The sequence below is a fragment of the Streptomyces sp. NPDC085866 genome, assembly GCF_044541035.1.
Taxonomy (GTDB): domain Bacteria; phylum Actinomycetota; class Actinomycetes; order Streptomycetales; family Streptomycetaceae; genus Streptomyces.
The window spans coordinates 64844-82501 of sequence record NZ_JBITSQ010000005.1 but is presented as its reverse complement, the minus strand read 5'-3'; the positions used below and the strand labels follow the sequence as shown (position 1 = coordinate 82501).

Annotated in this window: 17 protein-coding genes; 7 read left to right on the top strand and 10 right to left on the bottom strand. The window is 70.8% G+C overall.

What is annotated here, in order from left to right:
• Positions 1-18: 18 nt before the first annotated feature.
• Complete coding sequence (locus ACIF83_RS13415; protein WP_393468553.1) at positions 19-243, bottom strand: MbtH family protein; 225 nt, start codon at positions 241-243, stop codon at positions 19-21.
• 197 nt (positions 244-440) lie between these two features.
• On the opposite strand from ACIF83_RS13415, the gene ACIF83_RS13410 reads away from it, so the two are divergent.
• From ACIF83_RS13410 to ACIF83_RS13395, 4 genes are all read left to right on the top strand, one after another.
• On the top strand, positions 441-1082 hold the full coding sequence (locus tag ACIF83_RS13410) for an HAD family hydrolase (protein ID WP_399726439.1): 642 nt from the start codon (positions 441-443) through the stop codon (positions 1080-1082).
• A 92-nt stretch (positions 1083-1174) separates the two neighbouring features.
• Positions 1175-2107: a helix-turn-helix domain-containing protein gene (locus ACIF83_RS13405; RefSeq protein WP_399726436.1), complete on the top strand. Its 933-nt coding sequence runs from the start codon at positions 1175-1177 to the stop codon at positions 2105-2107.
• 244 nt (positions 2108-2351) lie between these two features.
• The gene (locus ACIF83_RS13400; protein WP_399726433.1) at positions 2352-3539 is read left to right on the top strand and encodes an amidase domain-containing protein; all 1188 of its coding nucleotides are present in this window, start codon (positions 2352-2354) and stop codon (positions 3537-3539) included.
• 40 nt (positions 3540-3579) lie between these two features.
• Positions 3580-4035: a hypothetical protein gene (locus ACIF83_RS13395; RefSeq protein WP_393468540.1), complete on the top strand. Its 456-nt coding sequence runs from the start codon at positions 3580-3582 to the stop codon at positions 4033-4035.
• On the opposite strand, the gene ACIF83_RS13390 is transcribed toward ACIF83_RS13395, so the two are convergent.
• Positions 4032-4388 (bottom strand): FAD-dependent oxidoreductase, encoded by a 357-nt coding sequence (locus ACIF83_RS13390; protein WP_399726429.1) that lies wholly within the window; start codon positions 4386-4388, stop codon positions 4032-4034. The genes ACIF83_RS13395 and ACIF83_RS13390 overlap by 4 nt on opposite strands.
• Before the next feature lie 317 nt (positions 4389-4705).
• Here ACIF83_RS13390 and ACIF83_RS13385 point away from each other — a divergent pair, with 317 nt between their 5' ends.
• Positions 4706-6133, top strand: coding sequence for an FG-GAP repeat protein (locus tag ACIF83_RS13385; protein ID WP_399726426.1), 1428 nt, complete (start codon positions 4706-4708; stop codon positions 6131-6133).
• Positions 6134-6185: 52 nt separating this feature from the next.
• The gene (locus ACIF83_RS13380) at positions 6186-7673 is read left to right on the top strand and encodes an FG-GAP-like repeat-containing protein (RefSeq protein ID WP_399726423.1); all 1488 of its coding nucleotides are present in this window, start codon (positions 6186-6188) and stop codon (positions 7671-7673) included.
• 131 nt (positions 7674-7804) lie between these two features.
• Here the strand turns inward: ACIF83_RS13380 and ACIF83_RS13375 are convergent, their stop codons facing one another.
• The 8 genes from ACIF83_RS13375 to sbnA form a co-directional block, all read right to left on the bottom strand.
• Complete coding sequence (locus ACIF83_RS13375) at positions 7805-8980, bottom strand: FAD-dependent monooxygenase (protein WP_399726420.1); 1176 nt, start codon at positions 8978-8980, stop codon at positions 7805-7807.
• On the bottom strand, positions 8977-10425 hold the full coding sequence (locus tag ACIF83_RS13370; RefSeq protein ID WP_393468529.1) for a condensation domain-containing protein: 1449 nt from the start codon (positions 10423-10425) through the stop codon (positions 8977-8979). Before ACIF83_RS13370 ends, ACIF83_RS13375 begins: the two co-directional genes overlap by 4 nt.
• Positions 10422-11114: a 2-hydroxychromene-2-carboxylate isomerase gene (locus ACIF83_RS13365; RefSeq protein ID WP_393468526.1), complete on the bottom strand. Its 693-nt coding sequence runs from the start codon at positions 11112-11114 to the stop codon at positions 10422-10424. Before ACIF83_RS13365 ends, ACIF83_RS13370 begins: the two co-directional genes overlap by 4 nt.
• A 26-nt stretch (positions 11115-11140) precedes the next feature.
• Entirely contained in the window at positions 11141-11884 is a 744-nt protein-coding gene (fabG, locus tag ACIF83_RS13360; protein ID WP_399726416.1) for a 3-oxoacyl-ACP reductase FabG, read from the bottom strand.
• Positions 11885-11948: 64 nt separating this feature from the next.
• On the bottom strand, positions 11949-13043 hold the full coding sequence (locus ACIF83_RS13355; RefSeq protein ID WP_393468521.1) for a beta-ketoacyl synthase N-terminal-like domain-containing protein: 1095 nt from the start codon (positions 13041-13043) through the stop codon (positions 11949-11951).
• A gap of 62 nt (positions 13044-13105) precedes the next feature.
• Positions 13106-14344 (bottom strand): beta-ketoacyl-[acyl-carrier-protein] synthase family protein, encoded by a 1239-nt coding sequence (locus ACIF83_RS13350; protein ID WP_399726412.1) that lies wholly within the window; start codon positions 14342-14344, stop codon positions 13106-13108.
• Positions 14341-14604: an acyl carrier protein gene (locus ACIF83_RS13345; RefSeq protein WP_097252620.1), complete on the bottom strand. Its 264-nt coding sequence runs from the start codon at positions 14602-14604 to the stop codon at positions 14341-14343. Before ACIF83_RS13345 ends, ACIF83_RS13350 begins: the two co-directional genes overlap by 4 nt.
• A gap of 66 nt (positions 14605-14670) precedes the next feature.
• A complete protein-coding gene (sbnA, locus tag ACIF83_RS13340; protein ID WP_398137701.1) occupies positions 14671-15681 on the bottom strand; it encodes a 2,3-diaminopropionate biosynthesis protein SbnA in 1011 nt (336 codons plus the stop codon).
• Between the two features lie 311 nt (positions 15682-15992).
• On the opposite strand from sbnA, the gene ACIF83_RS13335 reads away from it, so the two are divergent.
• Positions 15993-17594 carry a tryptophan halogenase family protein gene (locus ACIF83_RS13335; protein ID WP_399726409.1) on the top strand — a complete coding sequence of 534 codons (1602 nt, stop codon included), beginning with the start codon at positions 15993-15995 and terminating at the stop codon, positions 17592-17594.
• The last annotated feature ends 64 nt before the right edge of the window (positions 17595-17658 follow it).

The window sequence follows — 17658 nt, the reverse complement described above, 5'->3', positions numbered from 1 at the left end:
GGCGTGGAGTGCGGCGTCTCAGGCCGCCGTCGACTCGGCCTCGGCCATACGGCGGCGCAGGCTCAGCGGACGCATGTCGGTCCACACGGTGTCGATGCGCGCCAGGCACTCCTCGCGGGAGCCCTCGGTGCCCTCGGCGTGCCAGCCGGCCGGCAGCGGACGGTCGGCCCACCAGATCGAGTACTGCTCCTCGTCGTTGAGCACCACGCGGTACACGGCGTCGTCGGTCGTCTGTTCGGCCATGGGACGTCCCTTCTGTGTGGACAGGTCTGGCCCATGGTTGAACTCGGCGCTATCAGTGCCGTATCGGGCGTCTATACGTCCCCGAGGACGCCCCCTTGCGCGGGGCGGCGCAGGCACGGCAACGGCCCCCCGACGCCGATGCTCGCGCGGTATGGCCGCCACGAACACCGACTCTCAAGGGCCGTAGGCTTCCCCAGGTGATTGAGACCATCGTGTTCGACATCGGCGAGACGATCACCAGGGACGACCGCTACTGGGCGTCTTGGGCGGACTGGATCGGCGTCCCCCGCCACACCCTCTCCGCGCTGGTCGGCGCTGTCGTTGCCCAAGGTCTCGACAACGCGGAAGCCCTACGGCTCATTCGGCCAGGCGTCGACGTCTCAGCCGAATACCGTGCCCGTGAAGCGGCCGGCCGCGGCGAACAGCTGGACGAGAGCGATCTCTATGACGACGTTCGGCCCACCCTGTCCGCACTGCGACAGGCCGGGATGCGCGTCATCATCGCCGGCAACCAGACGACACGAGCGGGTGAATTGCTCCGCGGCTTGGCCCTCCCTGCCGACCTGGTGGTCACCTCAGGAGAGTGGGGGGTGGCCAAGCCTGAGCCGGAGTTCTTCGCGCGAGTCCTGGACGTGGCCCAGACCCCCGCCGACCGGACGCTCTACGTGGGCGATCACCCGGCGAACGACATCATTCCCGCGAAGCAAGCCGGCCTGAAGGCAGCGCATCTCCGACGCGGCCCATGGGGATATCTGTGGGCGCACGATCCCGAGGTTGCTGCGGCGGCCGACTGGCGCATCGACAACCTCACCGAGTTGATCGACATCACGGGACGCTGACCTCCGAAGCGGCCCCAAGGCGGGCCGTTCATGTACACGCTGCGTCTTCGCGCAAGTACGGTTCGGAGTGGATGCACCGAACTGGAGCCAGAATGCCCATACTTATTTATTCGGGCGTAGGACAGCGGATCGCCTACCAGCGCAGGTCGGCCCACATGACGCAGCAGCAGCTCGCTGATGCGTCGGGTGCCTCCCTGGGCGCCGTCCGCAAGATCGAGCGTGGCGAGCGCAATCCCAGCGAGGGCATGCTGGACGCCTTCGCCGACGCCATGGGTGTGGACCCGGCCCGGCTGCGCTACGACGCGGAGCCGACCCGCACCCCGGTCCATGCCGCGCTGCCTGCGCTGTCGGCCGCGATCGCCACCTACGATCTCCCCGACGAGGGACCGGTCCGCCCCCTCGGCGAGCTGCGGGCAGCGGTGAACGAAGCTGCCCTCTGGCGTCTGGCAGCCCAGTACACCCGCATCGCCCGCAATCTGCCAGACCTGCTCACCGAACTCGCGCGCGCCTACCACGCAGCCCCCGGCGGCGAGCGCAACCAGCTGGCCGCGTTGCTGGTCAGGGCCTACCGCTCTGCCGACGCCGTCGCCTACAAGTTCGGTGCCCACGACCTGTCCGCTCGTCTGGTCGACCTCATGCGGTGGGCCGCTCCTGACGCCGAGGACTCCCTCCTGGCCGCCTCTGTCGCCTACGTGCGCACGGAGACCTTCTTCGCCGCACGCGCCCACGCCGCTGGACTGCGTGCTTTGGAGCACGCCCTCGACGCAGCACCGGCCCCAAACGATGCGGTGCGGATCGCGGCACGGGGCGCTCTGCACATGAGGGCTGCCGTCATCGCCGGGAGGGCGAACAGTCCCTCAGCCGCACAGATCCACCTCGACGAAGCCCGCGCACTGGCTGTCGGGCTGCCCGAGGGCGTGTACTACGGCACGGCGTTGAACGAGCAGGGCGCCGTGCAGTGGACCGAGTTGCCGCTTGGCGTACACATGCGGGCGTGTGGCCGGTCGACTCCAGCCGTGCGGTAGCCGCCGGACTCCGCTGCCAACCGCTCGCCGAGACCATCAGGGACACCTGAGCTTGGCAGACAGGCCCGTGACCCGTGCGTTCGGCACGCCCATGGCTCAAGCAGCTGCTGGGGCTGAAGCGTCAGGCGGTGAGGAATCGGACATTCCCGAGCAGGAAAAGAGCCAGAAGGAAACGCTCCGCCCGGATTTGATCTCTTCTCATACAGGCTGACGGCGACCAGTCAGCTCATGATCAGGAGGTCTCATGCGCCCTGCGCAGCGCAGACTCGCCTTCGCCGCGGCCGGCACGGCGGCGATACTCGCACTCGTCGACATACCCGCGAGCGCCGTCCCGAACGACGCCCCTTCCTCTTCGGACGCCACCGCATCGTCACTGTCACAGCTTGCCGAGGGCTACCTTCAGCAGCGCGCCGACATGCTCACGACCAGCCCGCCCACCCTCCGGGGTGTCGCAGCCCGCATCAAGGCAACGCCCGCCATGTCGGCCCAGACGCAGGACGATCTGTCCGCGCTGGCCGCCAAGAGGGAGCGGTACGAGAAGATCGGCACCACCTACACCAAGGCCCAGGTCGAGGTCAGTGTCGACGACTCCACGGTCGACGGGCAACAGGCCACGCTTCGACTCACCGAAGACACCCGCCTGTACTTCCCGTTCACGCAGAAGGAAATCGAGGACGGCGCTCCCGAATACGAGGAGTCGTCCCTCCCCCATACGGTCAAGTTCACGAAGGCCGACGACGGCACGTGGCTTCTGGCCTCAGACAAGGCGGACGCCGGGAGCGGACCTACGCCGACCACACAGGTCTCCGACGTCGATGTGGAACCGGAGACAACGGACGAGGGTGGAACCGCGGACGAGGACGAGGGGGCCAAGGGCGAGGGTTCCAGCACCACGCCGCCTGACGAGACCGGCACCGAAACCGGGCCCGGAGCAGTGAAACCCGCCGCGACAGCCGCGTACAGCTACAACAAGATGATCGCCTACGCGGACAAGTACTGGAAACACCACAACTCCGCCTTCCGCACCTACGGCGGCAATGACTGCACGAATTTCCTGTCGCAGATCATGCTCGCCGGCGGCTGGCCCGCGGGCGGCTCCATCATCCAGCGCACGAGCAACAAGTACTGGTTCTACGGGCCCACCAGTATCTGGACTTCGTACACCTGGGGCGGAGCCGAGAACTGGTACTGGTTCGCGATCAAGCACTCGAAGCGGACGAAGGCGCTTCGCAACGTGTACGACCTGCTCGCTTCGGATGTTCTCCAGGCTGACTGGAACCGCAACAACGTCATCGATCACTCGATGTTCGTCACCAAGAAGTACAGGGGCATGCCCTACCTCACCTACCACACCCACGACACGCACAACAAGCCCGTGAACACGCTCGTCTCCGACCACCCGAACACCTGGTGGTACGCCCATCGCACGTGACAGGCTGCCGACCCCTCACAGGAGAAGAAGGAACCCTGCCATGAACCGTCGCCGCATCGCCGTCGCCGCGCTCGCGTTACTGGCCCTGGCCGGCTGCTCGTCAAACAAGGACGAAGCCAAACCCGCTGCCTCACCGACTGACGGCGCACGCCAGGCCGTCAACGACTACATCTCCGCTCTCAACGCACGCAGTACGACCGGTCTCATCCGGATCGGCGGCGTGAAGGACGAGCCCTGGTCGCGACGAGAAGCCTCAAAGATCCTCGCCGACAAGGGCGGACGAGGATGGAAGATCAGCAACCTCGAGATCGACCACGACATGGGCCCCAACACCGGTAGCGCCCATCTCACCGCCACTGACAAGGCGGGCAAACCCATGACCGACACCTTCACGGTGACCCGCGACAAGGGCACATGGCACCTCGTCGTCTTCACAGGGCAGCCCACCGCGCCCGGCAAGACGCCGGCCTCAACCGCCACACCAACAGCCTCCTAAAGGGCGACCACACGCGAATCGGCCCGCACTGCACTGTGCGGGCCGATGTCCTTACCCGTCTCCGGAGATGTAGCGCGCACGCCCGCCGCCTGGTCCCGCACCCCCTTGCCGGGGCCGCGTCCACCACCGTCCCGCGAGCCCAGTTGCACACAGGTGGTGTGCGGGCGGCGCACCGCCTCGTAGCGGGCCAGGACGGCGGCGATGCCGTCGCCGCCGGGGCCCGCCTCGGCGAGGCAGACGGCGAGTGCGACGCCGTCCTCGATGGCCTGGTTGGCGCCCTGTCCGTGGTGGGGCGGCATCGGGTGGACCGCGTCGCCGAGCAGGGTGGTGCGGGGGGGGTGCTCCAGCGCCACAGCGGCTCAGAACGTACAGCGCCCAGCGCCGTACGTTCCGAGCCGCCTCGACGAGCCCCCGCACCTGCGGTGCCCATCCGTCGAGCGCCGCGTCGAGGCCGGCGCACTCTGCCGCGCTGGTCCAGGACTCGGCGTGGCCCTCCGGTGCCGGGGCGACCACACGTAGGTGAACTGCCGCCCGCCGCTGAGGGGAAGAACGCCTGCCCACCGCGGTAGCGGTGGTGATGGCGCGCGTTCACCTTGTGCTTTGTCGTGTACAACCCTTCGTTCACCACGCGTGTCGTACGTCGCTGAAGCCTCGGTTCACTGACGGGAGCATGACCTTGCGCATACGTACCTTCGCCGTTGCGGTGGCTGCTGCCCTTGCCGTTGCAGGACTGGGCGCACCCGGTGCCGGTGCGGCGCCCTCCGGGCTGTGGGACGACTTCAACGGTGACGGGTATCGCGATCTGGCCATCGGTACGCCCAAGGCGAGCGGTGGCACGGTCACCGTCCTGTTCGGCTCGTCTTCCGGCGTCAGCCCTTCCCGGTCGGTGAACATCACCCAGAACACCCCGGGCGTTCCCGGGACCTCGGAGTCCGTGGACCAGTTCGGCGAGAACGTCACCAGCGGTGACGTCGACGGCGACGGCTACGCCGACCTGATCGTCGGCGCACCCTACGAGCGGATCACGGGCAAGCCGAACGGCTCGGTGACCATCGTCTGGGGCGGAGCGAACCCGTTCACGTCCGGCGGCACCGTGCTCACCGCCCCGAACGCCGAGGCCGGCGCGTTCGGGACGGGCGCCGCGTTCGCCGACCTCGACGGCGACGGCACCGGCAACCTGGTCGTCGTCGGTGGCAACACCTTCTGGTGGTATGCCGACGGGAAGCCCACCCAGGACGGCGCGCTGGCGCCGGAGGTGGGGTTCCTGCCCGAGGGCGTAGACCTGGACGGGATCGTCGCCGGGCACTTCTCCGCCACCGACGGCAGCGACTTCGTCGTGCACGGCGGCCGCAGGGACAGCACCGGCGCCACCCACGGTTACGTGGGCCTCCTGCGCGGCGGTCCCGGCGACATCGGCTCCGGCTACACGGTGCTGGCCGACGGCTACGAAGCGGGCGACACCTCCTGGGACAGGGCCGTCGCGGCGGGCGACATCAACGGCGACGGCTACGACGATCTGGTCACCGGCAACCCGAGGGTCGGCAAGGGCGGTTCGTTCACCGTGCGGTACGGCAAGGCCGCCGGACTGCCCGCCACGGGCACCAAGTACACCCAGGCCAGCGCCGGTGTGCCGGGCGCCGACGAGGACTACGACAGCTTCGGCGCCGCCGTCGCGGTGGGCGACGCGACCGGCGACGGCTACGCGGACATCGCGGTCGGCGCCCCGTACGAGGGCGTGGACGGCCACCGAAGCGTCGGCGACATCGTGTTCTTCAGGGGCAGTTCGGCCGGACTGACCACGAACGGGGCCCAGTCCTTCCACCAGGCCACGCCGGGCGTACCGGGCGCCGCCGAGGCCGGCGACCACTTCGGCTCCTCGCTGCGGCTGCGCGACATCAACGGCAACGGCAGGGCGGACCTGGCGATCGGCGCGGTCGGCGAGGACGTGGTGCCCGGGGGGTACGACGACGGGGCGGCGTGGGTGCTGCGCGGCACGACCTCGGGCCTGACGGCCTCGTACGCAACCGCCTTCAACGCGAGCGACTTCGGCTATCCGGTGGTCGAGGGCCGCAAGTTCGCGGATGTCTTCGCCCACTGACCACACCGGTTCACACCGATTGCCTTGAGTACCAACAGGAGAAACGACAACGATGCGTAACAAGATCCTCTCCGCGACGGTGATCTGCGCGACGACCCTGCTGGGCGTTACCGCGCCCACCGCCGCGCAGGCCACCGACGCCGCCGCGCCGCAGGGAGACTTCAACGGCGACGGCTACCCGGACCTGGCGGTGGGCGTGCCCTCCGGGCAGGTCGGCGACAAGGCCAAGGCCGGCTATGTGAACGTCGTGTGGGGTGGCCCGGACGGACCGGGCAAGTACGGCTCCGTACGGATCAGCCAGGCCACGAGCGGCGTGCCGGGCACCCCCGAGGCGGGTGATCTCTTCGGCTCCGCGGTCACCGCCGCGGACGTCGACGGCGACCGCTACGCCGACCTGGTCGTGGGCGCCTCCAGCGAGTCGCTCTCCGCCGACAAGTCCGCCGAACACGGCACCGTCACCGTGCTGCGCGGCTCTGCCTCCGGCTTCACCAGCGGTGGCTACACGGTCGCGCAAGGTGCGAGCGAGTTCTCCCGGATCGGCGCGGTGATCGCCGCCGGGGACGTGACCGGCGACGGCCGCACCGACCTGGTTCTCAGCCGCAGCGGCGAGGAGCACGGCGGCGCTGTGCTGCGTCCCGGCCCGCTCACCGCCGACTCCCCGGACACCCTGAGCGGGGAGATCGCCGGGGCGGACCTCGGCGGCGTGACGGCCCTGACCACCGGCGACTTCGACGGCGACGGCGACGACGACCTCGCGGTCTCGATCAAGGCGACGGAGAGCAGATTCGTCCGGATCTACCGCTGGCAGGACGGCGCCCCGGTACAGCTGTGGAGCACCACGGCCTCCGCCGTCTCCCTCGCAGCCGCCGACTTCGACGCGGACGGCACGGACGACTTGGCCCTCGGCTACTGCTACCCGAACTACGAGGAGGACGCTCCGGACTGCGCGGACTACTCCACGGGTCGTGCCGAGGTGTTCAAGGGCGGTCTGGTGAAGGTGGCGTACGGCTCGAAGTCCGACGGCTTCGGCGCCCGCACCCAGGAGATCCAGCAGGACACTCCGGGCATCGCCGGCGCCGCCGAGTCCGAGGACCGCCTCGGCGCAGCGGTCGCCGCGGGCGACATCGACGGCGACGGCTACGCCGACCTCGCCATCGGCGACGAGTACGAGGCGGTGGGCTCGCAGCAGAACGCGGGCACGGTGGTCCTCGTCCACGGCACCGCCACCGGCCTGCTGTCCTCCGGCGGTACGGCGACGAGCGTCGGCTTCACCCAGAACAGCAGCGGCGTCCCGGGCACCGCGGAGACGAGCGACCGGTTCGGCGCATCGGTCCGCCTTCAGGACTACGACGCCGACGGCTACGCGGACCTCGCGGCAGGCGCTCCCGGCGAGAACGCCGCCCAGGGCGGCGTCTGGCTCCTCCCGGGCACCGCGCAGGGCACGACGGCGACGGGTTCCAGGACCCTGACGCCGAAGAGCCTGGGGCTCCCGTCGTCGACGAGCGCCCTGGAGTACGGGCTGGTGATCGGGCGCGGCTAGGGAGTCCCCACGCTGCCGTCCGACAGATCTCCACCCGCCACGCCCCAGCGCCGGGCCGAACGGCGCGGCCTCCGCCTCTGGCCCGTTGGCCCCCGGCGCCGGTGACGGCATCGGGGGCCCTGGGGTGTCGGTCAGGCGGCGTTGTCGCCGGACATCTCGCCGTACAGGCTCTGCTCGACGTCGTGCGAGAGGATCCAGGACACGTCGGCGGCCTGGTCCCGTACGCCCTTGCCGGGGCCCCGGCCGCCGCCGTCCCGCGAGCCCAACTGCACGCGCGTGGTGTGCGGGCGGCGTACCGCCTCGTAACGGGCCAGCGCGGCGGCGATCCCGTCGCCGCCGGGCCCTGCCTCGGCGAGGCAGACGGCGAGCGCGACGCCGTCCTCCACGGCCTGGTTGGCGCCCTGCCCGTGGTGCGGCAGCATCGGATGGGCCGCGTCGCCGAGCAGCGTGGTGCGGGCGGTGCTCCAGCGCCGCAGCGGCTCACGGTCGTACAGCGCCCAGCGCCGCACATCCCGTGCCGCGCCCACGAGCCGGCGCACCTGGGGCGCCCATCCGTCGAGCGCCGCGTCGAGGTCGGCGCGGTCTGCCGCACTGGTCCAGGACTCGGCAATCCCCTCCGGCGCCGGCGCGACCACGACGTAGGTGAACTGCCGCCCGCCACTGACCGGATACACCAGCACGCGTGCCGTCGGCCCGGCGAACATGTACATCTGTGCGGGGTCGAGCCCGGGCACGTCGGCCGCGTCCACCAGGCCGCGCAGCGCGCTGTTGCCCGAGTAGCGGGGCTGCTCGTCCCCGGCGAGCGAGCGCCGCACCACCGAGTGCACCCCGTCCGCGCCGACCAGGGCGGAGGCCCGGGTCGCGGTGCCGTCGGCGAAGCGCAGGGTGACGCCCTTGCGGCTCTCCTCGTACGCCACCAGCTCGCGCCCGGTGTGCACCCGCGAGGCCGGCAACAGGGAGGCCAGCATGCGGTGCAGGTCGCCGCGGTGGACGGTGAGGTAGGGCGCGCCGAACGCCCGCTCCCAGGCCGCGCCCATCTCCTGCCGGGCCACGACGGAGCCGTCGTGGAAGGCTCGCACCTCCAGCGCCTCGGGCCGCACGGCGGCCCGCTCCAGTTCGCCGGCCAGTCCGAGCCGGTGCAGCAGTCGGGTGCCGTTGGGCCCCAGGTGCATGCCGACGCCCTGTTCGCGCAGGGTGTCGGCACGCTCGTAGACGTGCACGTCGACGCCCCGGTGGTGCAGGGCCGCGGCGGCGGCGAGTCCGCCGATTCCGGCGCCGGTCACCGCGATCGTGGTGGTCGTCATCATCGGTGGTCCCAGGCGTTCTCGAAGGAGTCGAAGGAGTCGTACGACTCGTCGAAGGCGAAGTCGTCGTAGGTGCCGGAGTCGCCGAGCGCGAGGAGGGCGTCCAGGTCGGCGGCGCCGGCCAGTTCCACGTCCGCGATCCGCGTGTCCGGGTCCCGCACGGCGGCCGCGAGCAGCCGCTCGTAGCCGTCCGCGAGCCGCTCCACGCTCGTCCGGTCCAGCACGTCGGTGTCGTAGGAGAAGACGGCGGTGACGCCGTCGGGGGTCTGCTCGATGCGCAGCAGCAGGTCGAGCTGGCCCTCCTGCTGCGGTACGTCGACGAGGGCGATGTCGAGGCCGGCGTAGGAGATGGATGGGCCGACGGCCGCGCCCGGCGGGACGTTGGGCACGGGCGGCTGCATGCGGTCCATCTGGACCAGGAACAGTGCGGCCCGGAACAGCACGGTGTCCGGGAAGGCGAGTCCGCAGGGGTAGCGCACCCCGAGCATGCCCCGCATGATCCGCTCCCCCGCCTGCCCGGCCGCCGACCGGAACGTGGTGTCGGGGCCGAACTCGGCCCGCACCGGCATGGTGTTGAGGAAGCAGCCGATCAGGTCCCGCTGGCCGCGCCCGGAGCGCGCCGAGGCGGGTACGCCGAGCAGGAAGTCGTCCTGGCCGCTCCAGCGGTGGGTGAGGGCCTGGAACACGGCGAGCAGATAGGCGAACGGGGTCACGCCCGCCGTGTTGGCGGCCGGGCCGAGCCCCTCGGCCGACTCCGGCGCGAGCCGTCGTACGACCGTGTCGCCGCGCAGGGACCGCACCCGCGGCCGGGGCCGGTCCAGGGGCAGCTCGGCGGGGGCCGAACCGCTCACCGCGGCCCGCCACTCCTCGGCGGCCCTCAGGCCCTCGTCGGAGGCGGTGAAGCGCAGTTCCTCGGCCGCGTATTCGCTGTAGGAGGAGGTCAGCGGGCGCCAGGCGGGCGCGGTGCCGGTGGCGTGCGCCGCGTAGGCGTCCAGGACGTCACGGACCAGCAGCCAGCGCGAGGTGAAGTCGCTGACGATGTGGTGGGCGGAGGTGACCAGCGCCCAGTCGTCGTCGGTGCGCCGCAGCAGGACGACCCGGAAGGTCCCCGCCTCCAGCCGGAACGGCCGGGCTCCGGCCTCTTCGGCGGCCTGGAACAACTGGGTCTCGTCGGAGCCGTCCAGATCACGGAACTCCAGCCGGATCACGGGCTGTTCGGCGACGACCCGGACCGGGCGGCCGTCGTGCTCGGCGAAGACGGAGCGCAGCAGCTCCTGCCGCTCGCCGACCGAGGCGACGGCCGCGTCCATGGCGGCGGGGTCGACCCGGCCGCGCAGCCTGAGCGGCATCACGATGTTGTAGGCGGCGCTGTCCGGGGCGATGCGGTACGCCGTCCACATCGACTCCTGGATCGTGGTGAGCGGCAGCGCGCGTACGGCGGTGCTCATCCGCAGCCTCCGGCGTGGCTCAGGTCGGAGGCGCGGCCCGCGACGACGGACAGGTCGGCGGCGTCGGGGGCGGTCTCCGCGCCCGGCTGGTCGAAGGAGGCGACGAAGTCGGCCACCCGGTCCAGGCCCCAGTAGGGCTGCGAGCCGTTGATGAAGTACGGCACTCCGAACACGCCGTCGCGTACGACGTCCAGCAGCGCCTTGGCGCCCTGGGCACGCAGCTCGGGGTCGTCGGTGTCGGCGGCCTCGAAGCCGAGTTCGGCGGCGAGTTCGGCGACCGTGGCCGGGTCGCAGAGGTCGCGGCCCTCCAGCCAGCGGGCCCGGCCGGCCCGCTCGACCCAGGCCTGGCCGAGGCCGTGCCGCTCGGCGACGAACCAGGTCAGGTGCGCGGGCTCCCACCACGGCTCGGCGTCCACCGGCCAGGTCAGCTCCAGCCCGCGGGCGGTGGCCAGGCGGCGCACGTCGCGCAGGATGTAGAACTGCTTGGCCCGGGACATGGGCGTGTACGGGAACTCGGCCCCGGCTTCGGCGAGCAGCTTCTCGCTGGTCTCGTCGGGCTCCCAGAAGGGCCGCCACTCGAGCCGGTCGAGCAGGTCGGGGCGGTGGGCGCGCAGCGCGCGCAGGGCGAAGAAGTTGTAGGGGCTGCGCAGGTTGAAGTAGAACCGCGGCGGCCGGGCGGCGCGTGGCATGGCTGATTCCTTCCGTGGTGCCGTGGTCAGACGACCAGGCCGCCGTCGATGGCGAAGACCTGTCCGGTGATGTACGAGGCGCGCTCGCCCGCCAGGAACGACACCAGTTCGGCGACCTCCTGCGGCTCGCCGAAGCGGCCCAGCGGGATGCGCCGGGTCATCTCCTTGACGTGCTTCTCGGAGAGCCCGCCGGTCATGTCGGTGCCGATGAAGCCGGGGGCGACCACGTTGGCGCGGATGCCGGACCGGCCGGCCTCCTTGGCGAAGGCCTTGGTGAGGCCGATGATCCCGGCCTTGGACGCGGAGTAGTTGGTCTGGGTGGCGTGGCCCTCCGCCGCGACCGACGAGAGCGTGATGACCGTGCCGCGGCGGCGCTTCATCATGGGGAAGGCGAGCGCCTTGACGAAGTGGTACGTGCCGTCGAGGTTGGTGCGCAGCACGGCGTCCCAGTCCTCGTCGGCCATCATCGCCAGATGACCGTCCCGGACGATGCCGGCCGCGGTGACCAGGACGTCGACCGGGCCGAGCCGGTCCTCGGCCTGCTGCACGAAGTCCGCCACGGCGGCCCGGTCGGTCACGTCGACCCGGCGCGCCAGGGTCCGCGCGCCGTGCGCCTCGGCCGCCTTCGCGGCCAGCTCGCCCGCCTGCTCGTTGGACTGGAAACACAGCGCCACGTCGTAGCCGTCCCGGGCCAGCGTCTCCACGACGGCCCGCCCGATACCGCGCGATCCACCGGTGACGAGCGCCACCGGCCTCGGTGTGTCGGACATGGACTTGCCTCTCTCCTGGGGAAGTTCGGACCGTTGGTTGCGGAAGTGTCAGGGGTACGCGCCGTCAGGCCAGGCGCAGCAGCACCGCGCCCGCGGTGCCGTCGCGGTCGACGGCGGTGACCAGGGTCAGCCGGTCCACCAGGCGCGGGTCGGCCTCCGCCTCGGCGAGGACGGCGGCGAGCTGGAAGGCGGCGGAGGCGGCGCCGGCGTCACCAACCAGGGAGCGGACGGGCAGCCGGTTGCCGGTGAGGCCGTCGAGGGCGGACTCCTCCTGCTTGCCGAGCAGTCCGGGCGGGGTGCCGGGCGCGATCAGCTCCACGTCGTCCGGGGCGGCACCCGCGGCGGCCAGCACGTCGGCGACACAGCGTTCCAGTGCCGTACCGGCCCGCGCGGTGTCCTGGAAGGCGCGGAAGCGGGAGCCGAGGACGCCGGCGAGCACCGGACGGCCGGACTCCCGGGCGTCGGCCGCGTCCTCCAGCAGGAACAGCGCGGCACCCTCGCCGAGCGGCTGCGGTGCGGCGCCCCCGTGGTCGGCGACCCGCTCCAGGCGGGCGCGCTGCACGGAGAACTCCTCGGCCGCGCCCGCCAGCAACGCCCTGCCGTGCCCGCCGCGCAGCAGCCGGGAGGCGTACTGCAGCGAGAGCAGCGCGGTCGCGGCGCCGCCGGAGACGGTGACGTTGGGGCCCTTGAGGGTGTGCCGGATGGCGCTCTGCCCGGTGGGGCAGTTCATGACGGTGTTGGGGAAGCGTGCCGGGTCGACGAGGTAGGGCTTGTCACCGGTGAGCGCGTCCCGCGTGAAGTCCATGATCGACTGCACGCTGCCGGAGGTGCCGAGGACCAGCCCGGTCGACTCCGGGTCGGCGGCGAGCCCGGTCCCGTACTCCGCGAGGAGCATGCCGACCGTGGCGGCCGCGATGCCGGTGACCCGGTCCATGGAACGGGTGCCCTTGCGGCCCAGTACCGCCTTGATGTCGAAGCCGGGGATCAGCCCGGCCTCCTCGTACGGCACCGGCCAGTCGGCGTCGTCCAGCGGGGCGATCGCACGCCGTCCGGACGCGAGGCCCCCGGCGAAGGCGGCCCTGCCCAGTCCGTACGGCGAGGACACGGCCCAGCCCGATATCACCAGCTCCGCCGGCGGCGCGCCCGTTTCGGCTGCCATGGCGTCCCACTCCCCTCTGTCGTCGTGTGTCGGTGTGCTGTGTCTGTCTCAGGCCGTCCGTCTCAGGCCGCGCTCGGCACGGGTGTGTCCCACCGGCCGAGCACCAGCACGGCGTTGTTGCCACCGAAGGCGAGGCCGTTGTTCTGCACGACCCTGAGGTGCGCCTCGACGGCCTCGTTGGGCACGCAGTCGACCGCGCACTCGGGGTCGGTGGTGCGGTGGTTGACGGTGGGCGGGATGAAGCCGTCGCGCAGGGCGAGTGCGCAGGCCGCCGAGGCGAGGGCGCTGGCGGCGCCCATGGTGTGCCCGATCATCGACTTGATGGAGACGGTGCGCGGCAGTTCCTCGCCGAACACCTGCCGGATCGCGCCGACCTCGGTGACGTCGTTGGCCTTGGTGCCGGTACCGTGCGCCGAGATGAAGTCGACGTCGGCCGCCTCGATCCCGGCGTTGCGGTGCGCGGCCGTGATGCAGCGGGCGATCGAGTCGCGGTCCGGGGCGACGGGGTGGCTGGCGTCGCAGGACAGCCCGTAGCCGAGCACCTCGGCGTAGATGCCGGCGCCGCGGGCCAGCGCGGACTCCAGCGACTCCATGAGCAGGATGCCGGCGCCCTCGCCGGTCAGGATGCCCTGCCGGTCGGCGTCGAAGGGGCGGCACACGTCGGGTGCGATGGTGCCGAGCCGGTAGAAGCCGGTGAACGTCTTGCGGCACAGCGCGTCCGCGCCCCCGCACAGCGCCATCTCGACGTCGCCGGAGCTGATCGCGTCGTAGCCGTATCCGACGGCGTAGTTGCCGGCGGCGCAGGCGGTGGGGACGGTGACCGTCTCCACGTCCTCCAGGCCGAGTTCGCGCACGATCCCGGCGGACAGCCGGCCGGGCCACACCCGGCGGGCCACCACGGCGTCGAGCACGTCGTCGCCGCCGGTGACCTGCAGCCCGGTGAGGTGGTCCAGGTCGCGGGACTCGCCGTCGGTGGTGCCGACGGAGACCAGCGACCGGACCCCGCGCACCTGCTCCTCGGTGAGGCCGGCGTCGGCCACCGCCATCCGGCTCGCGGCGACCGCGAACTGGGCGGCGCGGCCGAGGTCGTCCGGGGACTGCTCGGTGATCCAGGCCTCGGGGTCGAAGTCGGTGATCTCGCAGGCGTTGGAGTAGGCGAAGCCGGTGGTGTCGAAGGCGGTGATGGGCTTCGCCCCGCTGCGCCCGGCCCGCAGGCCCGCGGCGAACGCGTCCACTCCGGTGCCGATGCTGGTCACCACCCCGAGGCCGGTGACGACCACCCGGTGCCGGGCGCCGGTCACTGGGCCTTGGCCTCGGCGACCACGGCGTAGACGCCGGCGAGGTTGACCATGCGGCTCAGCTCGGACTGCTTCAGGGTGATGCCGAAGGTGCGCTCCAGGGAAGCCAGGATCTCGATGGTGCGCAGCGAGTCGGCGTCGTGCTCCTCCTTGAACAGGCTGGTGTCGGTGACCTCGTCGAGCTCCAGCTCGAGGATGTCGCAGACGATGTCCTTGATCTGGCTCTGCTCGGTCTCGTCCAGGGCGGGGATCTGGGTGGTCATGGGATGCCTCCGTAAGGGGATGAAAGGGGGTTCCGTGGTCGATGCCGACCATGCTGGGCGGGCCGGCTATCGATGCCCTATATCGGCCAACTCGCTCGTGTTCTCGGCGGGTCGGGGGAACGCGGCGTCGTCCTCCCAGAGCTGGGAGACCGCGCCGAAGTGACGCCGTACCCAGGCGTCGTCGTAGATCGTGTCGAGGTAGCGGTCGCCGCCGTCGGGCAGGATCAGGACGACGTTCGCGCCGGGTTCGACCTGGGGCAGGACACGCTCCAGCGCGGACACGACCGCACCGGAGGAACCCCCGGCGAGGATCGCCTCGCGCCGCACCAGCCGTCGGCAGCCCACCACACAGTCCAGGTCGGTGACGTGGATGACGTGGTCGGCGTCCGCGGTGCGCAGCAGCTTGGGGCGTACCGAGGCACCGTGCCCGGGCACCAGCCGCTTGCAGCTCGCGGTCGGCCCGAACAGCACACTGCCGACGGCGTCGACGGCGTGCACGGTGGTGGCAAGACCCGCCTGCCGGATGTACTCGGCGCAGCCGCCCAGGGTGCCGCCGGTGCCGGCGGCCAGGACCAGGTGGTCCACCTGCCCGTCGAGCGCCTCGGCGATCTCCCGCATGGTGGTCAGGTGCGCCTGCCGGTTGAGGGGGTTGGCGTACTGGTCGGGCCAGTACGAGTCGGGGGTTTCGGCCAGCAGTTCGGCCACCCGGCGCAGCCGCGCGGGCAGCAGTTCACCGGTGACCGGGTCCGGATCGCGGACCACTTCGACCTCGGCGCCGTAGGCGCGCAGGATCGCGATGTTCTGCTGGGTGGTGCGGGCGTCGACCACGCAGACGAGGCGCAGTCCGAAGTACCCGCAGATCTGGGCGAGTCCGATCGCGAGGTTGCCGGAGCTGGACTCGATCACCGTGGAGCGGCCGGGCACGAGCTCCCCGGAGCGGATCCGGCCCAGCACCATGCCGAGCGCGGAGCGGTCCTTGACACTGCCGCCGGGATTGAACCGTTCGGCTTTGGCCAACAGCCTGCCGGGGAATCCGGGGACGAGCCGTTCCAGCTCGATCAGCGGGGTTCCCCCCACCGCGGAAAGGATTCCCTTGAGTCCGGCCGGCGGAGTGCCGGGGAGTCCGCCCGGCCCCGGGGCAACGGCATTCCCGTCTTCGTACGGCATCTGATGCAGCCATCCTCTGCTGGGAGTTGCGGGGCGGTTTTCTATGCCAACCGACAATCGCCGGGCCGCCTATACCTCACCCATACAAGGCTGCTCAAGCCGAGATTCCAGCCATCTATAGAAGCGGCATAGCCGACCCTCCGAATCTGGCGTGGAATCGCTCGACAGCGTCGGGGCGAATGTGCTCCCGACCCACCCGACCAGGAGAGAGAGCCCCGCATATGACCGATACCGACTCGCGTATCCGTAAGGTCGTCATTCTCGGCGGCGGTACGGCCGGCTGGATGACCGCGGCCTATCTGGGCAAGGCTCTGCAGGGCACTGTGGACATCCAGGTGCTGGAGGCGCCCGCCATTCCCCGGATCGGCGTGGGCGAGGCCACCGTTCCCAATCTGCACCGCGTGCTCTTCGACTATCTCGGGATACCCGAGGAGGAGTGGATGCGTGAGTGCAACGCCAGTTTCAAGATGGCGGTGCGCTTCGTCAACTGGCGCACACCGGGCCGGGGTGAGTCCGAGGCCCGCACGCTGGACGACGGCCGGCCGGACCACTTCTACCACCCGTTCGGCATCCTGCCGGACCACGACAACACGCCGTTGTCGCACTACTGGTTCAAGAACAAGCACGAGGGCCGCACGGACCTGCCGTTCGACTACTCCTGCTTCCGCGAGCCCCCGGCGATGGACGCCAAGCTCTCCCCGAAGTGGCTCGACGGCACCCCCTCCACCCGCTACGCCTGGCACTTCGACGCGGCGCTGGTGGCCGACTTCCTGCGCCGGTTCGCCACCGACAAGCAGGGCGTCGAGCACGTCCAGGACGAGATGGTGCGGGTCGAGCAGGACGAGCGCGGGTACGTCACCGCGCTGCACTGCAAGTCCGGGCGGGTGCTGGAGGCAGACCTGTTCGTGGACTGCTCGGGCTTCCGCGGGCTGCTGATCAACAAGGCCCTGGGCGAGCCGTTCCTGGACATGAGCGACCACCTCATGTGCGACAGCGCGGTCGCCACCGCCGTCCCGCACGACGACGAGGCGAACGGCGTGGAGCCGTACACCTCCGCCATCGCGATGTCCTCCGGCTGGAGCTGGAAGATCCCGATGCTGGGCCGTTTCGGCTCCGGCTACGTCTACTCCAGCAGGTTCACATCGCAGGAGGAGGCGACCCAGGAATTCTGCGAACTGTGGAATCTCGACCCGGCCAAGACCAAGTTCAACCACGTCCGTTTCCGGGTCGGCCGCAACCGTCGTGCCTGGGTCAACAACGTGGTGAGCATCGGCCTCGCCTCCTGCTTCCTCGAACCGCTGGAGTCGACCGGCATCTACTTCATCACCGCCGCCATCTACCAGCTCGCGAAGCATTTCCCGGACCGCACCTTCAACCCGGCGCTCGTCGACAGTTTCAACAACGAGATCGAGGTGATGTTCGACGACACCCGCGACTTCATCCAGGCGCACTTCTACTACGCCCCGCGCAATGACACACCGTTCTGGCAGGCCCAGAAGAAGCTGACTCTGCCGGAGAACATCCAGAAGAAGATCGCGGCCTACAAGGCGGGCCTGCCGATCAATTCGCCGATCGCCGACGAGTCCACGTACTACGGCAATTTCGAGGCGGAGTTCCGCAACTTCTGGACCAACGGCAGCTACTACTGCATCTTCGCCGGGCTCGGCCTGGAACCCGACACCCCGCTGCCGGCCCTCGCCCACAAGCCGGAGTCCGTGGCGGGTGCCGAGCCGCTGTTCGAGCAGGTCCGGCAGCAGCAGGAGCACCTGCTGCAGACCCTCCCCAGTACCTACGACTACCTGCGCCGGCTGCACGGCAAGTAGGCCCAGGTCCAGCACCGCACGGCGGTGCCCGTCGCTCCTGGCGGCGCGGCACCGCCGGCCTCTC